This window comes from Mesorhizobium sp. M4B.F.Ca.ET.214.01.1.1 (genome assembly GCF_004791545.1).
In the GTDB taxonomy this organism is placed as follows: domain Bacteria; phylum Pseudomonadota; class Alphaproteobacteria; order Rhizobiales; family Rhizobiaceae; genus Mesorhizobium; species Mesorhizobium abyssinicae.
Map to the genome: position 1 here is coordinate 145,812 of NZ_SRUX01000004.1, position 22,373 is coordinate 168,184.

Annotated in this window: 21 protein-coding genes; 2 read left to right on the forward strand and 19 right to left on the reverse strand. The window is 64.6% G+C overall.

Annotated features, from left to right (window positions below; translation table 11 throughout):
* Positions 1 to 66: 66 nt before the first annotated feature.
* From EN857_RS09945 to EN857_RS09970, 6 genes are all read right to left on the reverse strand, one after another.
* Positions 67 to 1,398 (reverse strand): HlyD family type I secretion periplasmic adaptor subunit, encoded by a 1,332-nt coding sequence (locus EN857_RS09945; RefSeq protein ID WP_127309025.1) that lies wholly within the window; start codon positions 1,396 to 1,398, stop codon positions 67 to 69.
* Positions 1,395 to 3,251, reverse strand: coding sequence for a type I secretion system permease/ATPase (locus EN857_RS09950; protein ID WP_245478123.1), 1,857 nt, complete (start codon positions 3,249 to 3,251; stop codon positions 1,395 to 1,397). The genes EN857_RS09945 and EN857_RS09950 overlap by 4 nt, the downstream gene beginning before the upstream one ends.
* A 223-nt stretch (positions 3,252 to 3,474) precedes the next feature.
* A complete protein-coding gene (locus EN857_RS09955; protein WP_127309026.1) occupies positions 3,475 to 5,553 on the reverse strand; it encodes a hypothetical protein in 2,079 nt (692 codons plus the stop codon).
* A gap of 405 nt (positions 5,554 to 5,958) precedes the next feature.
* Positions 5,959 to 6,594, reverse strand: coding sequence for a response regulator transcription factor (locus EN857_RS09960; RefSeq protein ID WP_127309027.1), 636 nt, complete (start codon positions 6,592 to 6,594; stop codon positions 5,959 to 5,961).
* Between the two features lie 210 nt (positions 6,595 to 6,804).
* On the reverse strand, positions 6,805 to 7,413 hold the full coding sequence (locus EN857_RS09965; protein WP_127309028.1) for an NAD(P)-dependent oxidoreductase: 609 nt from the start codon (positions 7,411 to 7,413) through the stop codon (positions 6,805 to 6,807).
* Positions 7,414 to 7,449: 36 nt separating this feature from the next.
* Positions 7,450 to 8,088, reverse strand: coding sequence for a DsbA family protein (locus EN857_RS09970; protein ID WP_127309029.1), 639 nt, complete (start codon positions 8,086 to 8,088; stop codon positions 7,450 to 7,452).
* A 110-nt stretch (positions 8,089 to 8,198) separates the two neighbouring features.
* Here EN857_RS09970 and EN857_RS09975 point away from each other — a divergent pair, with 110 nt between their 5' ends.
* Complete coding sequence (locus EN857_RS09975; RefSeq protein WP_127309030.1) at positions 8,199 to 9,116, forward strand: LysR family transcriptional regulator; 918 nt, start codon at positions 8,199 to 8,201, stop codon at positions 9,114 to 9,116.
* 107 nt (positions 9,117 to 9,223) lie between these two features.
* On the forward strand, positions 9,224 to 9,493 hold the full coding sequence (locus EN857_RS09980; protein ID WP_127309031.1) for a hypothetical protein: 270 nt from the start codon (positions 9,224 to 9,226) through the stop codon (positions 9,491 to 9,493).
* Between the two features lie 10 nt (positions 9,494 to 9,503).
* Here EN857_RS09980 and EN857_RS09985 read toward each other — a convergent pair whose 3' ends face one another.
* The 13 genes from EN857_RS09985 to EN857_RS10045 form a co-directional block, all read right to left on the reverse strand.
* Positions 9,504 to 10,589: a Gfo/Idh/MocA family oxidoreductase gene (locus tag EN857_RS09985; RefSeq protein ID WP_127309032.1), complete on the reverse strand. Its 1,086-nt coding sequence runs from the start codon at positions 10,587 to 10,589 to the stop codon at positions 9,504 to 9,506.
* Positions 10,590 to 10,662: 73 nt separating this feature from the next.
* Positions 10,663 to 11,427: an ATP-binding cassette domain-containing protein gene (locus EN857_RS09990; RefSeq protein WP_127393439.1), complete on the reverse strand. Its 765-nt coding sequence runs from the start codon at positions 11,425 to 11,427 to the stop codon at positions 10,663 to 10,665.
* Entirely contained in the window at positions 11,424 to 12,428 is a 1,005-nt protein-coding gene (locus EN857_RS09995; protein ID WP_127309034.1) for an ABC transporter permease, read from the reverse strand. Before EN857_RS09995 ends, EN857_RS09990 begins: the two co-directional genes overlap by 4 nt.
* Positions 12,425 to 13,414 (reverse strand): substrate-binding domain-containing protein, encoded by a 990-nt coding sequence (locus EN857_RS10000; protein ID WP_127282943.1) that lies wholly within the window; start codon positions 13,412 to 13,414, stop codon positions 12,425 to 12,427. The genes EN857_RS09995 and EN857_RS10000 overlap by 4 nt, the downstream gene beginning before the upstream one ends.
* 463 nt (positions 13,415 to 13,877) lie before the next feature.
* Positions 13,878 to 14,915 (reverse strand): ROK family protein, encoded by a 1,038-nt coding sequence (locus tag EN857_RS10005; protein WP_127309035.1) that lies wholly within the window; start codon positions 14,913 to 14,915, stop codon positions 13,878 to 13,880.
* Positions 14,915 to 15,637, reverse strand: coding sequence for a ribulose-phosphate 3-epimerase (locus EN857_RS10010; protein ID WP_127309036.1), 723 nt, complete (start codon positions 15,635 to 15,637; stop codon positions 14,915 to 14,917). Before EN857_RS10010 ends, EN857_RS10005 begins: the two co-directional genes overlap by 1 nt.
* A complete protein-coding gene (locus EN857_RS10015; protein WP_127309037.1) occupies positions 15,634 to 16,452 on the reverse strand; it encodes an alpha/beta fold hydrolase in 819 nt (272 codons plus the stop codon). The genes EN857_RS10010 and EN857_RS10015 overlap by 4 nt, the downstream gene beginning before the upstream one ends.
* A complete protein-coding gene (locus EN857_RS10020) occupies positions 16,452 to 17,270 on the reverse strand; it encodes a sugar phosphate isomerase/epimerase (RefSeq protein ID WP_127309038.1) in 819 nt (272 codons plus the stop codon). The genes EN857_RS10015 and EN857_RS10020 overlap by 1 nt, the downstream gene beginning before the upstream one ends.
* Positions 17,270 to 18,346, reverse strand: coding sequence for a Gfo/Idh/MocA family oxidoreductase (locus EN857_RS10025; RefSeq protein WP_127309039.1), 1,077 nt, complete (start codon positions 18,344 to 18,346; stop codon positions 17,270 to 17,272). The genes EN857_RS10020 and EN857_RS10025 overlap by 1 nt, the downstream gene beginning before the upstream one ends.
* 4 nt (positions 18,347 to 18,350) lie before the next feature.
* Positions 18,351 to 19,172, reverse strand: coding sequence for a sugar phosphate isomerase/epimerase (locus tag EN857_RS10030; protein WP_127309040.1), 822 nt, complete (start codon positions 19,170 to 19,172; stop codon positions 18,351 to 18,353).
* A 62-nt stretch (positions 19,173 to 19,234) separates the two neighbouring features.
* The gene (locus tag EN857_RS10035) at positions 19,235 to 20,077 is read right to left on the reverse strand and encodes a carbohydrate ABC transporter permease (protein ID WP_127309041.1); all 843 of its coding nucleotides are present in this window, start codon (positions 20,075 to 20,077) and stop codon (positions 19,235 to 19,237) included.
* A 5-nt stretch (positions 20,078 to 20,082) separates the two neighbouring features.
* Positions 20,083 to 20,979: a sugar ABC transporter permease gene (locus EN857_RS10040; RefSeq protein ID WP_127309042.1), complete on the reverse strand. Its 897-nt coding sequence runs from the start codon at positions 20,977 to 20,979 to the stop codon at positions 20,083 to 20,085.
* Positions 20,980 to 21,110: 131 nt separating this feature from the next.
* A complete protein-coding gene (locus EN857_RS10045; RefSeq protein ID WP_127391400.1) occupies positions 21,111 to 22,358 on the reverse strand; it encodes a sugar ABC transporter substrate-binding protein in 1,248 nt (415 codons plus the stop codon).
* Between the last annotated feature and the right edge of the window lie 15 nt (positions 22,359 to 22,373).

Below are 22,373 nucleotides of genomic sequence, written 5' to 3' on the forward strand. Positions count from 1 at the left end.
GCAAGAGCCTATCGTTCCCGGAAGCCGCGATTGAATGAGTCGCGAACCGAGGCCAGTGTCCGGCGGCTATTTTTCCCGCATCGCCCGGCGGAAGTTCTGCGTGATCGGCTCGGCGATGTAGGAAAGCACGGTGCGGGCGCCTGTCCGGATCATCGTCTCGCTCGACATGCCGGGCAGCAGCTTGCGGCCCTCCAACTTCGCGAGTTCGGTCTTGTCGATCAACACGGTCGCCGCGAAATACGGTGCCCCGCTGCGCTCCTCCGTCATGCGGTCGGCCGACACGACCTCGACGACGCCGTCGAGCGGCGGCAGGTTGTAGCGGGCGAAAGCCGGGAAGCTGACGCGCGCGGGCTGTCCGGGGGCGATCGTCTCGACATCCTCCGGTTTGACCATCGCCTCGACCACGAGCTGTTGCCCGAGCGGCACGACTGTCATCATTGTCTCGCCGGGTTTCACGACACCGCCGGCCGTGTGGACCTTCAGATCCATGACGATCCCGTCGACCGGTGCGACGACATTGGTGCGGGCAAGCACGTCCCTGGCGGAACGCTCCCCCTGTCTGAGGTCGAACAACTCCGCCTCGACCTTGCTCAACTCCTCGACAGCCTCGTTCAGCCGCACAGTGTTGAGGTTCAGGGTCTGCATGTCGATCTCGGCCATGGCGCTTTTGGCGCGCGCGATCGCCGCGACGTTGGTGGCGCGCTCGCCTTCGATCTCGCGTTGTTGCTGCCTGAGCGACAGATTCCGTTCGCGGGTGGTCAGCCCCTTCTTGAGCAGGCCCTCAAGGTCCTTGGTCTCGGCCTCGAGCGCCTCGATCTGCCTGTCCTCGGTGGCGACAAGCTCCTGCAGTCCCGTTATCTCTTCCTCGGTCTGGTGACGGCGCTGGGCGAGAATTCCCCGCTCGTCCTCGAGATTATGATGCTTGGCCGCGAACACGTCGCGCTGCGCGGCCACCGCGTCCCTCGCGGCGGTAGTGGGATTGGCGAGCAGCGTCGGATCGAACTCGATCTCGGCCTTGCCGTCGCGCTCGGCCCGCAGACGCGCCGCCAGCGCCTCTCGCGTCGCTATCCGGTTCTGGACCAGGTCGAGCTGCGCCTTCGCCTGCGTGTCGTCGAGCCGGAGGAGGACCTTGCCCGCCTTGACGATATCGCCGTTGGCGGCGTTCAGGTCCGCGATGATGCCGCCCTCAAGGTGCTGGATGAGCTTGCGGTCGCCGGCGACCTTGATAACGCCCGGCGCCACCGCGGCGCTGTCCAACGGTGCCAGCGCCGCCCAGCCCCCGGCGACGCCGAAGAACAGGAACATGATCGCGAACCCGGTGGATGTCACGCCGGCGAGACGCAGTGGCACCGGCTCCAGCCGCGACGGTGGCGGCGCGGGTAACTCGACGACGTTCATATCCGCCCCCGTGTCCTTGGTTGCGCGGCACCGGCCTCACCCTCTCGAACGCTGCCCTGTCGCGCGGGAACGAGGTTGAGGCTCGGACGCAATTTTCGTTCCGCGTATCGGCGCGCCGGAGGTGGGGCGCTGTCCTGGTTCGCCGGCACGGCCTGGTTCGCCCCTATGGCCTGGTTCGCTATGGCCGGCACCTGACTGATCTGTCGGATGCGCGCGGCGAGTTCGCCGAAGACATAATCGCGCGGACCGTAGAGGTCCTGCTGGCCCCGGTTGAGCACCAGGATCTTGTCGACCTTCTCCAACATGTTCGATCGGTGCGCGATCAGGATAATGGTCGTGCCCGCCGCCTTGACGGCGCCCAGGGCAGCGACCAGGGCATCCTCTCCCTCGCGATCGAGGTTGGAATTGGGCTCGTCCAGGATGAGCAGCGGCGGGTCGCCGTAGAGCGCGCGCGCCAGCCCGATGCGTTGGCGCTGCCCGCCTGACAGCACCGCTCCGGATTCGCCGATCTCGGTGGCGTAGCCTTTCGGCAGCCCTTTGATCAGTTCGTGGACTCCCGCCAGTTGCGCGGCCTTGACCACGTTGTTGAACACCGTCGGGTTGAGCTGCGCGAAGCGGCAGATGTTCTCGGAAATGGTGCCGGCGAAGAGCTCGATGTCCTGCGGCAGGTAACCGACATAATGGCCGCGGTCCTCCGCCGCCCATTGGGCGACATCCATGCCGTCGAGCAGCGCGCGCCCGCCGGATGGACGCCAGGCGCCGGCCAGTATGCGCGCCAGGCTCGTCTTGCCGGCCGCGCTCGGGCCGATCAGCGCCATTGCCTCGCCTGGATTGAGCCGGAAGCTGATGCCTTTCAGGATAGGTTCGCCGCCCGGTCGGCCAAGCACGAGATTGTCGGCCTCGAACTTGCCTTTCGGCCGAGGCAGCGGCAGCACCGGCGTGGCCTCAGGATGTTGTCCGGCAACCGCGGTGAGGCGCCGGTAGGCGGCGCGTGCTCCGACCGTCGCCTTCCATGTGCCGATCGCCTGCTCGACCGGGGACAGAGCGCGACCCATCAGGATCGAGGCGGCGATCATGATGCCGGGCGAAGCCTCGTTGCGAACCACCAGGTAGGCGCCAAGGCCGAGTATCGCCATCTGCAGGGCCAGCCGGTGACAGCGCGCGATGGCCGAGATGACGCCGCCGCGGTTGGCGGCGAGAACCTGTCCCTTGTTTGCCTCGTCCTGCTGCTCCTTCCAGCCTTCAAGCAGCGGCTTCAGCATGCCCATCGCCTGCACGACCTCGGCGTTGCGGATGGCCGCCTCGGCCTGCACGTAGGCCCGCGACTGCGCGTTTGCCGCCTCGGTCAGCGGCTTCCGCGTGAGGTATTCGTTGAGCAATGCCAGCCCAAACAGCAGGATTCCACCGACCAGGGCCAGCCAGCCCAGCCAGGGGTGCATCAGGAATATCGCGGCGAAGAACAGCGGCGCCCAGGGCGCGTCGAGGATCGGGAAGATGCTCGGGCTGGTGAAAAAATTCCGCACCTGATCCAGGTCGCGCAGCGGACGGGCGTTGGCATGACCGGGCGCCGAAGCGGAATATTCCACCGATGCGGTCAAGAGTACCGGCGCCAACCGTGCATTCATCCACGATCCGACCTTGGCCAGGAGGCGCCCGCGAACCACCTCCAGCCCCGCCATCGCCGCGAGTGCCGCCGCCGCCATCAGCGACAGCATCGCCAACGTCTCCAGGCTGTGGCTGGACAGCACGCGATGGTAAACCTGGAGCATGTAAAGCGCCCCGGTCAGCATCAGCACATTGATGCCGGCGCTGAACCAGATAAGCGGCCGGATGGCGCGTCTGGCCTCTTTCATCACGACCTGCAGCGCAGGGAGCTGTTGGCTGGCTCTCATCATTATTTCTCTGTGCGGGATGACATCGGAGCGTCGTCCACAGCATCGTAAGTGGACACTGCAAGCCGCCGCTTTGCCCGTCGCCTGGTTTTAGTCCAGGGCCTTGATGTCTCGTGAACGACCGGTCCCCCAAGGGGGACCGGATCGCCAGGCTTTGAAGTTCTTGCAGGCTGCGAGGACGCCATTAAATGAAGTCCTGGCTTGCGAGGATGCTCAGGTCTTGCGTGGCAGCATCGCCGTCGAGGTCGGTGTTTGCCAGCGTGAAGTCGAACTGCTGATCGGGAACCGGACCCTCGATGCTCGTCGAGAAGTCGAGGATGCGAACACCCGAGTTGGCACCGGGGACCGTGAACTGAACGTAGGCCGTGTCGAAGGCTTGACCACCATCGTCGTTGATGGTCACGGTCTGATTACCCGAGCGCAAGCCAGTAACGTTGTCGATATTGTGATCGATCAGATTACCGGCATTGTCGTAAAGCCACGATTCTACAGTGATGGCATTGATGTTTCCAATTCCTGCGACCGCAAAGGTTAGATTGTTGATATCAGAACCGTCCGCAGTATGGAAGGTGAAGCCCTCGTTGTTATTAATCTGCGAAGCCTGACCGCCTTTCACCCCGAATCCAACCGCATCGGGGTTAAGATCGTCAGCAGCTACAGTCGGGCCTCCCAGTGGAGCCGTGTTGAACGGCGTAAAGGCATCCTTGGTCGCGTCCGCTGCGGGGTGAGTGTTGAAGATAAGACCGTCAAAGACGATGCTGCCGGTGTTGTCCACCGTGGGTACCGTCAAGGTCTCCTGAGGACCGCCCGACTTGACCGCATTGAAGTTGAGGTCGGACTGCTCACCGTGGGGTGTGAAGAGCACGTCGAAGGTGTACCCCGTGTCCGTCACGTTCAGTTGGTAGAGGTCCGTATCGGTGGCCACGTCGTGGTAAGTCAGCGTGGTTCCGTCGTTGGTGAGGATCTCCGTGATGTCATCGCCTCCGAGATCGGTGTATTCGGTGATGATAACGTGTGAGCCATCGGCTCCGGCAGTAAGGTCGAACGTCCCTGTGTCCTGTTGACCGGCGGCCAATCCGACCTGGAACGGCGAGGTATCACCAGTGATGTCGGTGAACGTCGGCCCGGCGTCCTCGAACACCAGGTGCGTCCCGAGATCCTCGTGGTTGACGACCGTCACCTCGGACGATGATGGGAACGCGACTTCGAGGTTCTCAACGCGTACGCCGGAGGTGCTTACCTTTGTGTCGTAGTAAAATCGAACGTAGATTTGGTCGACGCTATCGGCCGTTTCGATGGTATAATTCTCAAAGACGGCGCTGCCGGAAGGTAAGTTTACGGTGTCGGTGTCGGTAGCAACTACTACTCCATTATCGACAGCCCACCACTCAATGTTCACTTTCTTCACGCCGCCTACGGCCTGGATGTCGAACCTGATGCCGCCGATTTCGTTCGCATCCTGATCAGCAGAAGTCCAGGCCGCGTCTTGAACCAAGAAGCCCTCATTTTGATTCATCTGAGAGGCTTGACCGCCCTTCACACCGAAGCCGATGGCGTCGGGGTTCAGATCATCATTGGTTCCGGGGTTGGTTGGGACTGTCGTTGGATCGGCCACCGTCCCCGGGAAGATGAGTCCATCAAACTTGGCGCTGTGATTGTCAGTGGGATCGGTTGTCGCAACCGTGAGGGTCTCCTGCGGGCTACCTGACGGGATCGACGCGAAGTCGAGTGTCTGAAACGTCGTTACGATCTCGGTGGTCGATACATCCAGTGTGATCTTGCCATCGGCAAACGACAGGATGTCGTCATCGTCAACGTTGAGAGGATCGCTGTGCCCCAGCGGCTCGTATTGAATGAGGTAAATTTGCGCCGAGGACAGGTCGCTCTCGTCCAGCGCAACAGCGAACGCCAGGTCGCCGTTCGGGTCAGCGTCACCATTCGCGTCGGCCTCGCGCCCATAAATGATGCCGCCTTCGTTGTAGAGGAAGATTGCCACACCGTCGACGGTAGAGAGGCCGCTCGCCGTGCCGTCATCGGGGATCGATAGCGCCAGATCGGTCACTCCGGTTGTGTCAAGGAGGGCGTCGTTGACGGCCACCTGCGGGAAGCCTGTTGTGGCGTCGGTACCGCCACTGATATCAGCCACGCCGAGAGTGGTGAGCGTGTTGATCAGCGTCGCGTCGAGTTCTTTATCATTATCATTGGTGACGGTCTGTACGCCGATTTGCTCGTCGAGAACGAGATTGCCGTTAATAGTAGCCATAATCTGCCTCCCAATTGTGATCGAGTTATTCCAGGGTCAGTTGGAATTAGGTCAGGGCGCGCCGAAAATGGTGGATTCGAGAACCAGAACAGAACACGCCTTAACGTAAGCAAGTTCCGGAAGCGTCGAAAACTACGATTGCCCGTCCGCCATGACTTGGATGCTGGCAAACCCCAGTTGCTGAGGATCGATCTGAAATGCGGCCCTCGGAGTCATTGTCCGGCCAAGGCAGAGGGCGCGTCCATTCGCGTTTCGATAGCTTTTCGGTCAATGATCGTCCTGATCGAACGATATATATCCTTCGATATACGGGCGGACGCGGGCCTGAACGCGCTGGGTCTTCGTGTCAAACACGTCGACAGACACTCGCGCGCCGGCGCGATGCGCTTCAGCCTGAAAAGGGGATCAGATCAGGTCTGTGTTGGGACGGTCGCCCTTGCCGTGCGTCGCCCAAGCGAGCTCGGCCCTGCTGCCGAGGTTGAGCTTGGCGTAGACGTGGTGCAAATGCATCTTCACCGTGCCTTCGGACACATGCAACCGCTGGGCGATGGTCTTGTTGCGCAAGCCGCGCGAGACGAGGTCGGCGATTTCGCTCTCGCGCCCCGTGAGCTTCGACAGGGGCTGCGGCTGCGGCCTGGGCATCAACAGATGCTGGACGATCTTGTTGTCGATCCACTTTTTGCCGCTCGCCACCGCGTTCACGCATTCGACGAGAAAGCGGTTGCTGATGCCGTCAAGCACCACGCCATCGGCGTCGAGCGCCTGTATTTCCTTGATATCGAAGCCGCCGTTTTGCTGCAGGATGAAGACAATGCCGAGCGCACGGTGGGTGGCTCTCAGCCGGGAGGAAAGACTGGCCGTCTGCGGGTCCGCTGTGTCCAGGCCGACGATGACAATATCGGGCAGATGGCGCTCCACATGGGGGAGAACGTCAACAGCGCGGTGGCACTCGGCGACAATCTCGTGACCGGCCTTCCGCAACACCCACTCCAGACCGGCGAGATACACCCCCCGCGGGTCCGCGACAACCACTGTCGACATGCGAACACCGTCCGTAAAAAACGCAACGAACTTTGTTTAAACCCCTAGGAAAAAGGAAACCAGAGGTTAGGCTAATTGTCAAGAAGTCCCTAATATAGTTGCGGCTATAACCGTAGTCCAAGGCTGTTCTTGCCCCGGTGCGCCGGACGGTCCGGCAACGCCGATGTTTTGAGCTTCGGCTCTGAATGCTAGCCGAAGCCGCGAATTCTCTCAGTAGCCGACGGTGAAGCGCTGCCGGATGTGCCTCGGCGTCTCGATCTCGTCGGCCATGACGATGGCGTAGTCCTCGAAGGAGATGCTGCTGCCCTTGTCGGAGGAAAGCAGCGTATCCTTGCCGAGCCGGAACGTGCCGGTGCGCTCGCCCGCGGTGAACAGCGCCGACGGCGACAGGAAGGTCCAGTCGAGATCGCCGACCGTCCGCAGCGTGTCGAGGAAGTCGCCGCCCTTCTGCGCCTCGGCCTTGTAGATGGCCGGAAATTCCGGCGTGTCGACCAGGCGCTTGCCAGGCGCGACCTCGAGGCTGCCGGCGCCGCCGACGACAAGGTAGCGCTTGACGCCGGAGGCGCACGCGGCGGCGATCAGCGTGTCGGGATCGCTGGCGGTGAAATGAACCGAACTGACGACGGCGTCATGTCCCTTGATCAGCGCGGCGAGGCCCTCCTTGTCGAAGACGTCGCCCTTGACAGCGGTCACGCCTGGCAGCTTGGCGATCTTGTCCGGGTTGCGGGCGATTGCGGTGATGGTGTGGCCGCGATCGGAGAGTTCTTTCAGGATGCGCGAGCCGGCCTGGCCGGACGCGCCGATGAGGGCGATCTTCATGGCATTTCCTTTCTGCTTGGGGGAGGGCTGGGAGGATCACGCCGCCTGGATATGGGCGACGAGATCGTCGTAGCTGCCGAACAACGCGTTGGCGCTGATCAGGCGCGGCGCCGCGTTGCGGATCACGGCGAGCGCGGGGACGCCATTGGCATGCAGGCGCTGGAACAGCGTGCGGCCATGGCCGACAAGGTCGCGGTGCGCGGCCAGCAACGCCGGCGTCGGCGCCTTCAGCATCTGCGCCGCGTCCGCCATGCCGACGTCGGTCAACACCGCGGCGACACCGTCCACCGTCACGATGTCGCGTCCGCCGACATAGCGGGCATGCTGGATTGCCTTCAGCGCCGCAAGCCGCTGGCGCGGGTCTTCGAGTCCGCCGGCGACGATGCCGAGGGTGGCAGCGCCGGAATCGAGCAGGGTACCGCGAACGTTCAGCACGTTGTCGAGATAAGCCTGGCTGAAGCGCTGTCCGCTCAGCCGCTCGATGCGCTGGTCGTTCGCCCAGGCATGGGCGGCAAAGCCGGCGTCCAGCGGCCGCGCGCCGGCGCCGGAGAAGAGGCCGGTCGGCAGGAGATCGAGCGCGATGCCGCTCTGCTCCAGCCTGTCCAGCATCGGCGTCGCGCCATAGCACCAGCCGCAGAGCGGGTCGAAAAGATAGGTCAGCGTTGCATTGTTCATGGCCGTCTCGTCCGGTGTCTGTCACGGATCTAGATGGCAGTTCGCCCAATTGCGAAAAACAGCGATCAATCGTACAGACTGTCTGACCAGATCAGACAATGGCTTTGCCGATGGCCGAACTTCTGAACCTTAACCGGCTCGTCTATTTCACCACGGTTGTCGAAACCGGGTCCTTCACCGCGGCCGCCGACCGGCTCGACGTCGCCAAGGCGGTGGTCAGCCACCAGGTCGGCAGGCTCGAGCGGGAACTGGGCGCCACGCTGCTGCGGCGCACGACGCGGCGCGTCACGATGACGGAGGAGGGGCGGCTGTTCTACGACCGCGCCGCCATCATCCTGCGCGAGGCGGAAGCCGCCTATGGCGACATCGCGCGCAGCGCCGACAAGCCGACCGGGATGCTGCGGCTGACGGCGCCGCTCGACTATGGCGAGAAGGTCGTGGCGCCGACCATCGCCGCCTATCTCAAGAAATATCCGAGGATGCGGGTCGAGACGATCTTCGACGACGCGGTCAGCAATCTCGTCGACGAGCAGATCGATCTCGGCATCCGCGCCGGCTGGCTGGCCGATTCCAGCAATCTGGCGCGCCGCCTTGGGAGCTTCCGGCAGGTCGTCGTCGCAAGTCCGGAGCTTGCGGCCAGGCTGCCGCCGGATGTGGCCCCCGGCCAGGCGAGGTCGCTGCCCTGGGTCGGCAATGTCCAGCTCCGCGGTATCGGCCAATGGCTGTTCTCGAAAGACGGCGAAACAGTGCTGGCCGAGCTCAACCCGATCGTCAGCTGCGACAAGAGCCCCGGCGTCCATGCCTGCGTGAAGGCCGGCATCGGGCTCGGCATCTTTCCGGACTACAGCGTCGATGACGACATCGCCAAGGGGCGCCTGGTGCGGATGTTCGCCGACTGGAGCCTGCCGACCGGCGGTATCCATGCCGTCTTTCCGCCGGCGCGCTTCAGGCCGGCCAAGGTGCGCGCCTTCGTCGAGCTTCTGGCGGCGGCCGAACGAAAGCGCGCCCGGGGCTCAAAACCGGACTGATGTCTCGACTGGTCAGCCCGGGCGGGGGGAGCAGGTCAGGGGAACCTTTGTCCGGCTGGCGATTTTGGATATGGTGGAACTTCGAACCGGTTAGGAGGGGTATGCGAATGACGACGAAACGCCTTGCGATCCGCGCACTCGTTTTCGCTGTGGCTTGCGGCATGGCCGCCTCGGCCTTCGCCGGAAGCCGCGACCATCGGGCCGAATCCGAACGCTACGTCCCCGCGCATCGCGATATCATCGACATCCTGTTCGCGGGCCCGCACTACTATGACCAGCAATTGTTCACGACGGCGGCCGGAGCCTGCTCGTACCAGCGTGTTGGCCCTGACGCCAATGCGTTGAACAAGATCAACGATCACCACTGCGGTAAATAGGCGGCCGGCCTCAGCGCCCGCCGCTCTCCCTCATCTTGCCGATGATCTCCGCCATCAGCGCCAGGTCGGCGCGTGAATCCGCGAGGTCGGTCAGCGGCTTCGTGCTTTCCATGATATGGCGGTGGAAGGTCTCGAGCTCGTTGGAGAAGGCGTCGCCATAGAGCGGGCCGAAGGCCTTCGTCACCGGACCGAGCGGACCGGCTTCCGTCACCTCCAGCCGCGTCGGGAGGCTGCGGACATAGGGCGTGTCGTAGATGATGCGAACCCGCCTGGTGTTCGAGCGCACCTCGATCATGGCATCGAACAGGCCGAGGTCGTCGACCACCGCGTCATAGAGGCAGGCGAAGTGACCGTAGTCGAAGGTCACGCTGGTGTTGGCGCCGCCATTGGTGCGGTGCGCCGCCACCACGCGCTTCGGCTCGCCGAGCAGCCCGCGCATCGCCGAGATGTGATGCGAGGAGAGCGCCGTCAGCCCGCGATAGGCGCGCACCAGGTCGGCGGAGGCATCCTGCCCCACCACTTCGCGGATCAGCGCGTCGCGTTCCTTCGCACCGCGCGCCAGGATCGCCGGATCGATGTCTGTGGGATAAAGGACGTTCTGGCTCTTCTTGAGGAAGTGCCGGCCCTCCGAGATCAGGTCGAAGATGCGCACATGGATGATGTCGGCGTGGGCCGGCAATTCCTCCCGTGCCGCCAGATAGGCCGGCGCATAGCGGCGCATGTAGCCGACGAACATGGTCTTGCCGTAATCCTTGCTCAGCGCCAGCAATTCGTCGATCTCGCGCACCGTCAGGCAGGCGGGCTTTTCCAGCAAAATGTGCTTGTTGGCCGCGATCGCGGCGCGCACGAAGCGGCTGTGCGTATCGTCGGACGACAGCACGAACACCGCGTCGATATCGGGCGAGGCGATCAGCGCCTCGGCGCTCTCGAACGCCTTGGCGGTCGGATATTCCGAGGTGACGAGCGACACCAGGCTTGGCGAGACGTCATGGACGCCGGCGATCACCCAGCGGTCGCGCTGGTCGGCCAGCACCGGCAAATGGATCGACTGCGCCACCTCGCCAAGCCCAACAAGTCCGACACGGATCACAGCCACGGCAAACTCCCTTGCATTTCCATTCTGTCGCCGGCCACCGAGGCCCGCGTTTGACGTCACGAATGACGGGCGATCACGCCGCGCCGGTGACCAGCGCCACCAGTTCGTTGCCGGTGGTTTCGGAGGCGCGCACCGTCGCCGCCATCCGCCCGGCCCGCATCACCCAGATCTGGTCCGAAAGGCGCCGCACCTGATCGAAATTGTGGCTGACCAGGATGACGCTCACCCCTTGCTCGCGCAGCCGCCGGATCAGCGCCTCGACATTGCCGGTCTCCTGCACGCCGAGTGCGGCCGTCGGTTCGTCCATGACGACGAGCTTGGCGCCGGAGCCGGCGGCGCGGCAGATCGAGATCGCCTGTCTTTGCCCGCCCGACAGGCGCCGCACGCGCTGCGTTACTGAAGGCACGTTGATCGACAGGCGCGACAGCATGGCGCGAGCCTGCGTCTTCATCGCCTTGCGGTCGAGCAGCGCGAACGGGCCGATGCGGCGCACGATCTCGCGGTTGAGGAAGAGGTTCTGCGCCACGGTCAGCTCGTCGATCAGCGCCAGGTTCTGGTGCACCGTCTCGATGCCTGCCTTGCGTGCTTCGTCGGGATTGGAGAAGGGATGCGGCCGGCCGTCGAAGAAGATCTCGCCGCCGTCCGGCGCATGCACGCCGACCAGGCAGCGGATCAACGTCGACTTGCCGGCGCCATTGTCGCCGATGACAGCGGTGACCTCGCCGCGGCGGGCCTGGAAGGCGACATCGGTGAAGGCGCGGATGCCGCCGAAATGCTTGCTTAAGCCGTCGCAGGCGAGGATCGCTTCGGTCGAGGGGGTGTGATGGACGGCGCTCATTTCTGGTACCGCATGATCAGCGCCGCCAGCACCACGATGGCGCCCACGGCGAGCGGTTGATAGAAGGCCGAGACGCTGAGCAGCGTCAGCCCGTTGACCAGCGCGGTGAGCATCAGCGCGCCGATGGCGGGCCCGAGGATGCTGGCGCGGCCGCCGAACAGGCTCACGCCGCCCAGCACCACGGCGGCCACCGAATTGAGGAGCAGGCTGGTGTTGATCAGCGGCTCGGCCGAGCCGATCCGCGCCACCAGGAGCAGCGAGGCGATGCCGGCGCAGAAGCCGGAAATCGTGTAGGCGGCGATCTTCACCCTGCCGGTGCGGATGCCCAGCGCCGAGGCGCTTTCGGCCTGGCCGCCGGTGGCCAGCAGATGCACGCCGAAGCGCGTGTGATAGAGCGCGACATGGGCGACGATGACGGCCGCGATCGCCACCCAGACCGGATAGCCGAACGGTCCGAACGAGCCGGAGGCCAACCGCAGCAGGAAGGTCGAGCCGACCATCGTCGGTTCGCCGCCCGACAGGATGAGGCCGAGGCCGGTGATGCCCGACAGCGCGCCCAGCGTCACCACGAAATCGGGAATTTTCCCGGCGGTGATGAGGACGCCGTTGAGGAAACCCACCGCGCTGGTGGCAAGGACGGCGAGCACGCAGGCCGCGAATATGCCCCAGCCGGCGGCGTTGACCAGGCCGAGGATGATGGCGCCGAGCATGACGGCGGCGGCCAGCGAAAGATCGATGCCGGAGGTCGCGACGACGAAGGTCTGGCCGATCGACAGCACCACCAGGATCGCCGCGGCCAGGAGCAGCGCCTGCAGATTGGCGACGCTGAGGAAGACCGGCTGGGCGATGCCGAAGACGATGACGAGGCCGACCAGGCCGACGACCGAGGCCCAGTCGGCCCAGAAGGAAGGATCCAGGAGGAGAGCCGACAGGGAGGAACGGCTCTCCTCCGCCGCGCCCGCCGTCACTCGAGCGGGCGCGCTTTGTTCAGGTGTGCTCACTTCAACATCTCGCGGAAGGGATCGGGATACTCGCCGCCGGGCGCGGGGAAATTCTTCAGCGACGCTTCCGCATTGTCCTTGTTGATCAAGAGCACCGGCGCCGGAACATTGGCGGGCAGTTCCTTGCCCTTGGCGGCAATGGCGCAGGCCTCGACGCCCATTGCGCCGACGACATAGGGATATTGCGCGACGGTGGCGGTGAGCTCGCCGGCGGCGATCGATTTCAGCGCGTCGACGATGCCGTCGAGGCCGATCACCTTGACGTCCTTGCCCGAGGTCTGCACGGCGCGTTCGACGCCGAGCGCCATGACGTCGTTGGCGGCGAAGAAGCCGGCGAGATCGGGGTGCGCGGCCAGGATGTCGGTGGCCGCGGTCAGCGCCTTCTCGCGATCCCAATCGGCGCTCACCATCACCACCACGTCGAGCTTGCCTTCGACGGCCTGCTTGAAGCCCTTGATGCGCGCGTTGGAGCCGACGTCGCCGACGATGCCGGCGACCAGCGCCACCTTGGAACCTTTCGGCACCAGCTTCAGCATCTCCTCGCCCGCCAGCGCGCCGGCGGCGACGTTGTCGGTGCCGATATAAGTCGAGATGGCAAAGCCTGCCGCCTTGGCTTGTTCGGCGTCGATGGTGCTGTCGATGTTGACGATCGGCTTCTTCTTCTGGGCGACCGGCACCAGCGCCTGCACCAGGTTGGAAACGCTGATCGGGTTGACCAGGTAGCAGTCGAAATCCTGCATCGCCATGGCGGTCAGGCGATCGGCCTGCCCGGTCGCGTCGCCCATGTTGGCGGCCGCCTGCACGGTGACGCCGACGCCGTCGGCCTTGGCCTGGTCCTCGATGCCCTTCTGCATGGTCTGGAAGAACGGATTGTCGAGACCCTTCACGATCGCCCCGACTTTCGGCGCTTCTCCGGCATGCGCCGGTACGGCAAGCGTCGTTGCAAGCAGGCCCGCGCCGAGCGTCAGGCAGTTCAACATGCGCATATGTCTTCCTCCTCCGAATTTTGGTTTACGGTTGGTTGTTCTGCGAACGGAATGCCTGACGGCGCGCAAGCGACCCAGGCGCTCGTGCTGGAGAGGTGCAGGGTGTCTTCCATGTCAGGCATGCTCCTCCCAGAGCGCTGGCCGATGTGCCCTGCCAGCATTTCCGCATGTTTTAGAAAAATTTGACACGCGTCAAGAATTAAAGTGGTGTGCAGCGTGTTTTAATGTGCTGCGGTGCGGTAGGAGACGGCTGCGCCTTCTTGTTTCGTCATCCACGGGCGGAGCGGGAACGAAGCGGACGCGCAGACCCGAGGATCCATGCCGCTCCTTGCATGCGTCGCAGCGGTGCAGAACGTATGATTCTGCAGCGCCCTGTCGTTCGAAAGTCACGGGTGTGGATCCAGGGTCTCCGCGACGTCGCTTCGCTTCTGCTCTCGCCCTGGAATGACGAAGAAGGGTCTGCTCAGGCCCGCGGCGCCAACGCTGGCTCATCCTGCCCGCCGGCGCCGCTCCTGGTCTCGTCGTTCTGCACCATCGCCAGCGCCGTGCCGGGCTCGCCCTCCCACAGGATCAGGCTGGCCGCGCCGACCAGGCCCGCCCGGTCGCCGAGCTCGGCCGGCACGATCGGCACGTCGCGGTAGGCCGGCATGGCGCGCTCCTCGACCGTCGCCCTGATCCCCGGAGCCAAAAGGTCGAAGCCATTGGCGAGGCCGCCACCCATCACGATCAGGTCCGGCGAATAGAGATGCAGAAGATTGGTGAAGCCGATGCCGAGCCATCTGGCTTCCGCCTCGACCAGTTGGCGGGCGGTCGCGTCGCCCGTCCGCGCGGCCTCGACGACATGGCGGGCGGAGATGTCGCCGTCCTTCGCAAGGCGCCGGAGCAGCGATCCGTCGCCGGGCGCTGTCAGCCGCGTCGCCTGGCGCCCGAGCGCCGTGCCGGAGGCGACCGCTTCGAAGCAGCCGACCGCGCCGCAGAAGCAGCGGTCGCCTTCGCCGGTGATTGTCATGTGGCCGATCTCGGCCGCCAGCCCGCGCCTGCCGTGATAGATGTGGCCGTCGGCGACCACGCCGCCGCCGATGCCGGTCGAGACGGTGACGAACACCAGCGATCCGGTGCCGCGGCCGGCGCCGAAGCGCCATTCGCCGAGCGCTGCCGCATTGGCGTCGTTCTCCAGCCGCACCGGCAAGCCGAACTGCCGGCTGAGGATGTCGATCAGCGGCACATTGTGCCAGCCGGCCAGAGTCGGCGGTCCGATGACGATGCCCGCCTTGGGGTCGAGCGGGCCGGGCGCGCACATGCCGATGCCGACGACCTTGGCCTGCGGGTGCTGCTTGAGCAATTTGTCCGCCAGCGTGATGATCTGGCCGATCACCGCCTCCGATCCGGCACCTGCAAGCGTCGGCGCCGAGACGCGGACGATGACGTCGCCGCTGCGCTCGACCAGCGCGCCGCGCAGCTCCGTGCCGCCGAGATCGAAAGCGAGCGCGACCGTGTTCATCACGCGGCGGCCTTCAGCCCGTGCAGCCAGGCCATGCGCTGCGCGAGGTCGGGGTCGCCGAAGGCAAGCGAGCCAAGCACCACCGTGTCGGCGCCGGCGGCGCGCAAGCTGGGCACCGTCTCGTGGCGGATGCCGCCGTCGGCGGCAAGGATGATATCGGCCTCGCGCCCGGCCTTCCTGATCAGCGCGCGCGCCTCGATCAGGCGCGGACAGGCCTGCTCCGACAGGCTCTGGCCCTTGACGCCGATCGACGTGCCGAGAAGCGTCACGAACGCCACCTCTGCCAGGAACGGGACGATTGCCGCGACAGGCGTTTCCAGCCGCAGCACGACGCCGGCCTCGGCGCCGAGTTCACGCGCCAGCCGCACGGCGCGTAGGCCCGCTTCGCCATTCTCGGCGTGGATGGTGACGAGGTCGGCGCCGGCCTCGATGAACTGGCGCGTCTGCGCCTCGACGATCTCGGCCTCGACCATCAGATGCACATGGATCGGCTTCGCCGTCAGCCTGGCGATGCGCGCCACGAGGTCGGGGAAGAACAGGAAGCCGGGGGTGAAGCGGGCATCCGCGACGTCGACGTGATGCAGGTCGGCATAGGCCTCGATGCGCTTCAGGTCGCGCTCCATATTGGCGAGGTCGGCCGACCACAGCGAGAATTCGCCGAGCAGCCTGTTGCGCGGCAGGGCGGCGATTGCGGCGGGGCCGGAGAGGGATTTGCTGGTCATGACGGAATGAGGCTCCGGACTTTCGAGTGGGACTGGAGGAACGTGGTGATCTCAGTGTGCAACTCACTGAAATGCTGCTTGCTGTCGCGGGCCTTGGGTGTGACCTCGGCGAAAACCGCGTTTGGCATCGTGGCGGCAAGCGTGTAGGCGCTCGACAGCGGATGGACAGCGTCCATGGCATTGCCGACGAACAGCGCCGGAATGGCGAGCGCGGCCACTTCGTGTTGCGAAACACCCGGTCCGTCGGCGGCAATATTGGCCAGCACCTGCGCGAAGGCCTTGGCGTCGGGCCGGTCGAAATAGCCGAGCAGCGAGGAAAGATTGTCGGGCGCCTCGTGATAGAGGCGCGTGGCCGTCGCCGTTTGCGCGAAGATCGTCCTCGCCTTGTCGGGCCCATGCTCGAGGATCAGTTCGGCGACCTCGGCTATGGGCTGCATGTTCGGCGGTGCCGCCGCGAAGGTCCAGGCAGGCCGCACCATGACCAGGGCGGCGACGCGTTTCGGATGGCGGCAGGCCAGCCGCAGCGCGATCCCGGCGCCCATCGAGACGCCGCCGGCAATGAAGCGGTCGAGGCCGGCCCGATCGGCGGCCGCGAGAACGTCGTCGGCGAACATGTCGAAGGAAAACGGGCGCCGCTCGCCAAGGCCGGAGCCGCCATGCCCGCGGCATTCCAGCGTGATGCGGCGGAAGCCGGCGGGGAAGGTCTGGGCGACCTGCGCCTCGCCGCCACCCAGCCCATGCTGGAAGACGACCGCCAGACCTTCGCCGGCGTCGGTGAACCGCAGCGTGGCGCCGTCGCGAGAGAGCGTCGCCATCACACCAGCCCCTTCAGGAAACGGGCGACACCGGGCGCTTCCTCGGCGGAAAGCCCATGCGTCACCAGCGGCCCATCGAAGCCGGTGCGCTTCAGCCGGGTGATGAAGTCGGCAAAGTCGACCACGCCGTGGCCGGCCGTGGCGAAGCGGGCGTCGGCGAAACGGTCCTTGGCATGCGCCATGGCGACATGACCGGCCGTGCGTTCGACCGCATCGGCGACGATGGCGCGCGCCTGTGCGGCATCCGCCTGCTCGAAGAGGTTCGCCGGATCGAGCACGACGCGCAGCCGCTTCGAGCCCATCTCGGCGATCAGGCGCGTCGCGTCGGCGGCGGAGGTGACGATGTTGGCCTGCTCGGGCTCGATTCCGAGGTCGACGCCGTGGCGCTCGGCAATCTCGAGCGCCTTCTCCATCTGGCGCGCCATATCGGCCCAGGCCGAGGGGTCGGCATTGTCGGGGTGATGCGCCCACTGGTCGTCGGGGTTGCGTGTTCCGGTGCAGAGCGTCACCAGCGGCGTGGAAAGCCTGGCGGCCGCCTCGATCACCAGCGCCAGCCGGCGCAAGCCGTCGTGGCGCACCGCCTTGTCCGGATGCGCCATGTTGTAGGTGCCCGACAACGCGACAAGGGCCACGCCCGAAGCTTCGGCGGCGGCCTTGATAGTCCGGATTGCCTCGTCGGGGACGGCATCCGGCATCGATGGCAGGCCGGCGCAGGCGAGATTGAACTGGGTGACCGCGAAGCCCGCATCGCGCACGGACGCAAGCACGCCGGCCGGCTCGGTGCCCGGAAAGGTCTTGGCGAACACCCCGACCTGCATCAGACCGCTCCCGTCACGCTGGCGATCTCGACGCGCTCGCCGCTCTCGACCGAGCGGGCGATCGCCACCATGGCGCGGATCGAGGCGAGCCCGTCCTCGACATTGGCGCCGCGCATCGGCTTGCCGTCGAGCACGGTTTCGGCGAGGCCTTCGATCTGGCGCCGGAAGAAGTGGCCGTCGGCGCCGAGCGGCTTGCGCGAGGTCGCGTCCTTCTCGTGGAAGATGTCGACCTCGCTCGCCCGGAAATACCAGGGATTGAAGGTCTTCGCGATCACGGAGCCGTTCTCGCCATAGAGCTGGAAACCTTCGTGCCAGTCCATGCGCACGGCAACGGTGAGATCGAGATGGCCGAGGGCGCCATTGGCGAACTCGGTTTCGACGAACCAGCAATAGGCGCCGAAGCGCTCGTTGAGGCGCGCCCGCACGGCGGTGATCTCGCCGGCGAGGAAGCGCGCCGTGTCGACCAGATGCGAGCCGTGCGCCAGCATGAAATATTGCCTGAGATCGGCTTTCGGGTTGCCGGCCGGCTTCCGCGCCAGCTTGCTGGTCACCGGCAGCGGCTGCACCGCGTCGGTGTTGGTGTAGCGATGCGTGGAATCGCAATACCAGGCCTTCAGCGCCAGGATCTCGCCCATCTCGTCGCGGACGAAATCGCGCGCCGCTTCCAGCGCCGGATCGAAGCGCTTCATGTGCCCGACCTGCAGCACCTTGCCCGAGCGCTTGACCGCTTCGGCCAGCTTCTCGCCTTCCTCGACCGAGACGCCGATCGGCTTTTCGCACAGCACATGCTTGCCGGCCTCCAGCGCCTTGATCGACATCGGCACGTGATAGGCATCCGACGTGGCGACGATCACCGCTTCCAGCGCGGGGTCGGCGAGCATCTCGTCAAAGTCGCCATACATCTTCTGCGGCTCATAGGTCGCGCCCATGCGCCCAAGCAGGTCGGGCGCGGCGTCGCAGATCGCGTAGAGGTCGGCGTTGCTCGCCTTCGCGCAGGATTCCAGATGCGCGAACTGCGCGATCGGCCCGCAGCCGAGCACACCGACACGAAGGCGACGGTCTTGCTTGCGGATCATCGTCTCAGGCTCCGTATCCGCGCATGGTCTGGCGGTTGGTCTTGACCGCGCCGGCTGGATCGGCGGCGGCGGTCTCGGATTCCTCCTCCAGCACCAGCCAACCGTTGAAGTTGGGCGCCGCGCTCGCGATCTCGATCACCTTCGCCGTGTCGCAGACACCCTTGCCGAGCATCGCCCAGGTGCCGCCGGCGTCGACGTCCTTCAGGTGCACGTAGCGGATGCGGTCACGGTAGGTGGTGAGCGTGTCGGCCATGTCCTTGTGGCCGCGCAATATGTGCCCGGTGTCCGGCACCCAGCCGACCAGCGAGGCGTCCAGCAGGGAAAAGATGCGGTCGTAGTCGGCGCGGTCGAAGAGCAGCGTGTTGTGGTGCGAGCTTGGATGCACCGCGACCTGGACGCCGACCTCGCGGCCGATCTCGCCGGCCTTGCTATAGAATTCCGCCGCAATGGCGAACTTGTCGTCGCGCGGCCCGTCGGAGACGACGGTCGCCGAGCCCATCGAGACAAGCGCGCCCGGAAAGGCCGCGGCAAAGTCGATCCAGCGCCTTGCGGTTTCGAGGTCGGCGCCAATCTGGTCCTTCAGCGTGAAGCCGCTCTTTGAACCGAAGGCGAAGGAGACCAGCGTCAGGCCGGTGGCCTTCAGCGCGGCGGCAAATTCCGCCGGCTTGCCGGCGTAGCGGCCGATCATCGTGTCGGTGATCTCGATGCCGGCATAGCCGCCATTGGAAATGGCCTTCAGGAGATCGTCCGGGCCGCCGGCAAAACGGTCTCCGAGCATTTCCCAGGTGAAGGTCTGGCAGCCGACTTTGAGGTCTTTCACGTTCATCCTTTCAATCCTTGATACCGCCCATTCCGTGATGTCGCTTTGCGTCTTCATGGGATGGACGTCTACTTGACCGAGCCCGCGGTCATCCCGGCGAGGAAGTACCTCTGGGCAAGAAGGTAGATGAGCAGGAGCGGCAGCGAGCCGAGCACGCTCATCGCCATCATCTGGTTCCATTCGAAAGCGTGCTGCCCCATCAGCAGCTGGATGCCGATCGGGACCGTGCGCATGGATGTCGACTTCGTCAGCGTCAGCGCGAAGAGGAACTCGTTCCAGCACAACAGGAAGGTATAGACCGAGGTCGCCACGATGCCGGGAAGCGAGATCGGGACGATCACCCGCCAGAGTGCGGTCCAGCTGCTGCCGCCGTCGACGGCGACGGCCTCGTCGAGATCGCGCGGCAAGGTGTTGAGATACCCGGTCATCAGCAGGATCGCGTAGGGCAGCGTGAACACCAGATAGGTCACGATCAGCGCGACATAGGTGTCGAAGATGCCATACGAGACGACTAGCCCGAAGAAGGGGATCAGAAGCGTGATCGGCGGAATCGTCTGCGTGCTGATGATGAGCGTGTTCAGGCTGCCCTTGCCGCGGAAGTTGAAGCGGCTGAACCCATAGGCTGCCAGCAACGCGATCAGCACCGTCAGCACGGTCACTGCTCCGGCAACGAAATAGCTGTTGAAGAAGAAGCGCAGTTTTACTGGGTCGCCAAGGATGGCCGCATACGCTTCCAGCGTGAAGGCCTTCGGCAGGATGGTTGGCGGCAGGGCAAAGATTTCGGTATTCGATTTGAACGAACTGGTCAGCATCCAGTAGATCGGGAAAGCCGCGAAAAACAGCCCGGCGGCAAGCGCGACATGCAGCGCGACGGTGATCAGTCGATCTTTCGGTGTGTGCCTTTTCCTCATGGTGACTACCGAGCCTTCTGATAACGGATGTAGAACAGCGTCAGGCCAAGAGAGATCAGCAGGATGATCACGGCGCTCGCCGCCGCCTGGGACAGGTTGTAGCTCGAGAACGCCAGCTTGTAGGTGTAGGTGCTCAGCACCTCGGTCGAGTAGATCGGACCGCCGCCCGTCGTTATCCAGATCAACGGGAAGACCTGCATGGTCCAGATGAAATCGAGCAGCGAGATGCTGATGATGATCGGCATCAGCTGCGGAATGGTGATGAAGATCAGCTTCTGGTAGGCCTTCGCGCCGTCGATGTCGGCGGCCTCGTAGAAATCCTTGGGAATGCCCTGCAGGCCCGCGAGCAGGCTGACCATGAAAAGCGGGTACCCCGCCCAGATATTGGCGAAGGTGACGGCGTGCAGCGCCGTCTCGGGCGAGGAAAACCACTCGACCTTGGAACCGATGATGCCCAATTGCATGAGGATGCTGTTCACGACGCCGTTGGGCTCGAGCAGCAGGCGCCAGATCACCGCGATGATCACGGCGGTGAACAGCCAGGGCAGGATGTAGAGCACGCGCAGGATATTGCGCAGCGTCGGATTGATGCGGTCGCTGTTCAGCATGAGCGCGAAGATCATGCCGATGGTCATGTGGAAGACGACGCTCATGCAGGTGAAGTAGAGCGTGTGCCACAGCGAAGCCCAGAACACGGGATCGGCAAAGATCGCCTGGTAGTGTTTCAGTCCGGCAAAGGAAGGGTCGCGCCGCAGCACCGCGCTGTTCTGGAACGAATAGCCAATCACCGTCACCATCGGCAGCAGCATCAGCAGGCTGATGATGATGAGCGAGGGCGACAGATAGAGATAGGGTGCGACCGCTCGTTTCAGCCGATGGTGGGAGCGCTTCTGCGGGGTCATATGCCAACCTTGGGATACGCCTTCAAGAGAAGGGGAGCTTCGGAAACGGGTCCGTCCGCATTGCCGATGCGTTGTTGCCGGGAGGCCTGCCCGAAGTCAGGCCGCCCGGTAGAGATCGCAAAACAGGCCGATCAGAATTTCGCCATCCAGCCCTTTTGAGCGTTGGCCGCGGCTTCTTCCGGAGATTGTTCGCCGGCGAGCATCTTCTGGGCTTGCACGTCGAACTGGGTCATCAGGTCTTCCGCCACCGGCAGGCCCGTGAACTCATTGGCAAGATAGCCGGTCTTGAAGATTTCGAAAGCCTTGCCGAATGCCTTGTCGGAGGTCACGAAATCTGGCTTGGCGTTGACGTTGCCGGGGAAGGCGTTGGCAAGCGACACGAGCTTGGCGTTCACCTTTTCGCTCATCAGATACTGGACGAGTTTCCAGGCCTCTTCCTGATGTTTCGAGCCCGCGGAGATGCCGATGCCCCAGGAGGCGTATGGCAGGCCGCGCTTGCCGTCGTAGTTTTCCACGACCGGGACCGGGATCAGGTCGAAGTTCAGATTGGGATTGCGTTTGCGGATGAGGTTCACATGCGCGAGCGAGTCGATCATCATCCCGACCCGGTCGTTGACGAATTCCTCGACCTTTTCCTGTTCGGTTTTGGTGGCGATGCCGGGCGAGATGGTGCCCGCGTCATTAAGCGATTTGACGAAGGTCAGCATATCCACCACCGGCTTGGCCTCGAGAGCGGGCTTGCCGTCCGCCATCATCGATTGACCCGACGCCCAGACCCACGACATCATGTCGTTCTGGACACCGGACGGCGTCTGCAGCGACAGCGGCAACACCCAGCCATACTGGTTCTTGTCGGCCTGGGTCATCTTCTTGGCGGCTTCGAGGAACTCCGCGCGGGTCGACGGCAGCTTGGTGACGCCCGCCTTGGCGGCGAGGTCCAAATTCACGAAGACCGGATAGACGAACGAAGCCACGGGAAACATCACCGCTTTGCCGTCCACCTTGATGATGTCCGCGACCTGGGCTTTGTCGAAGCCGCTCGCATCCATCATCGGGTTCATGTCGGCCAGCGCGTTCTGCGCGTTCAGATTGTTGACCCAGGCGCCGTCGAGACCAACGACGTCGCTAAGCGTTCCCGTCGCAGCACCAACCGAGATCTGGTCTCGCGTGGTCGCATAGGGGCCGCTGACCAGCGTCACCTTGATCCCGGGATTCGCGGCCTCGAATTCGTCCATGATTTTCCGCAGCGAGCCGGCGGGCAGCTCAGGCTCCCACCATTGGGTGAACTCCAGCGTCGTGTCCGCCATGGCGCCGGTTGCGCCAAGCAACCATGCGGCCGCGGCCATTTTCAGCACCGCGGGTCTTATCCGAAACGTCATTTTCTCCTCCTTCTT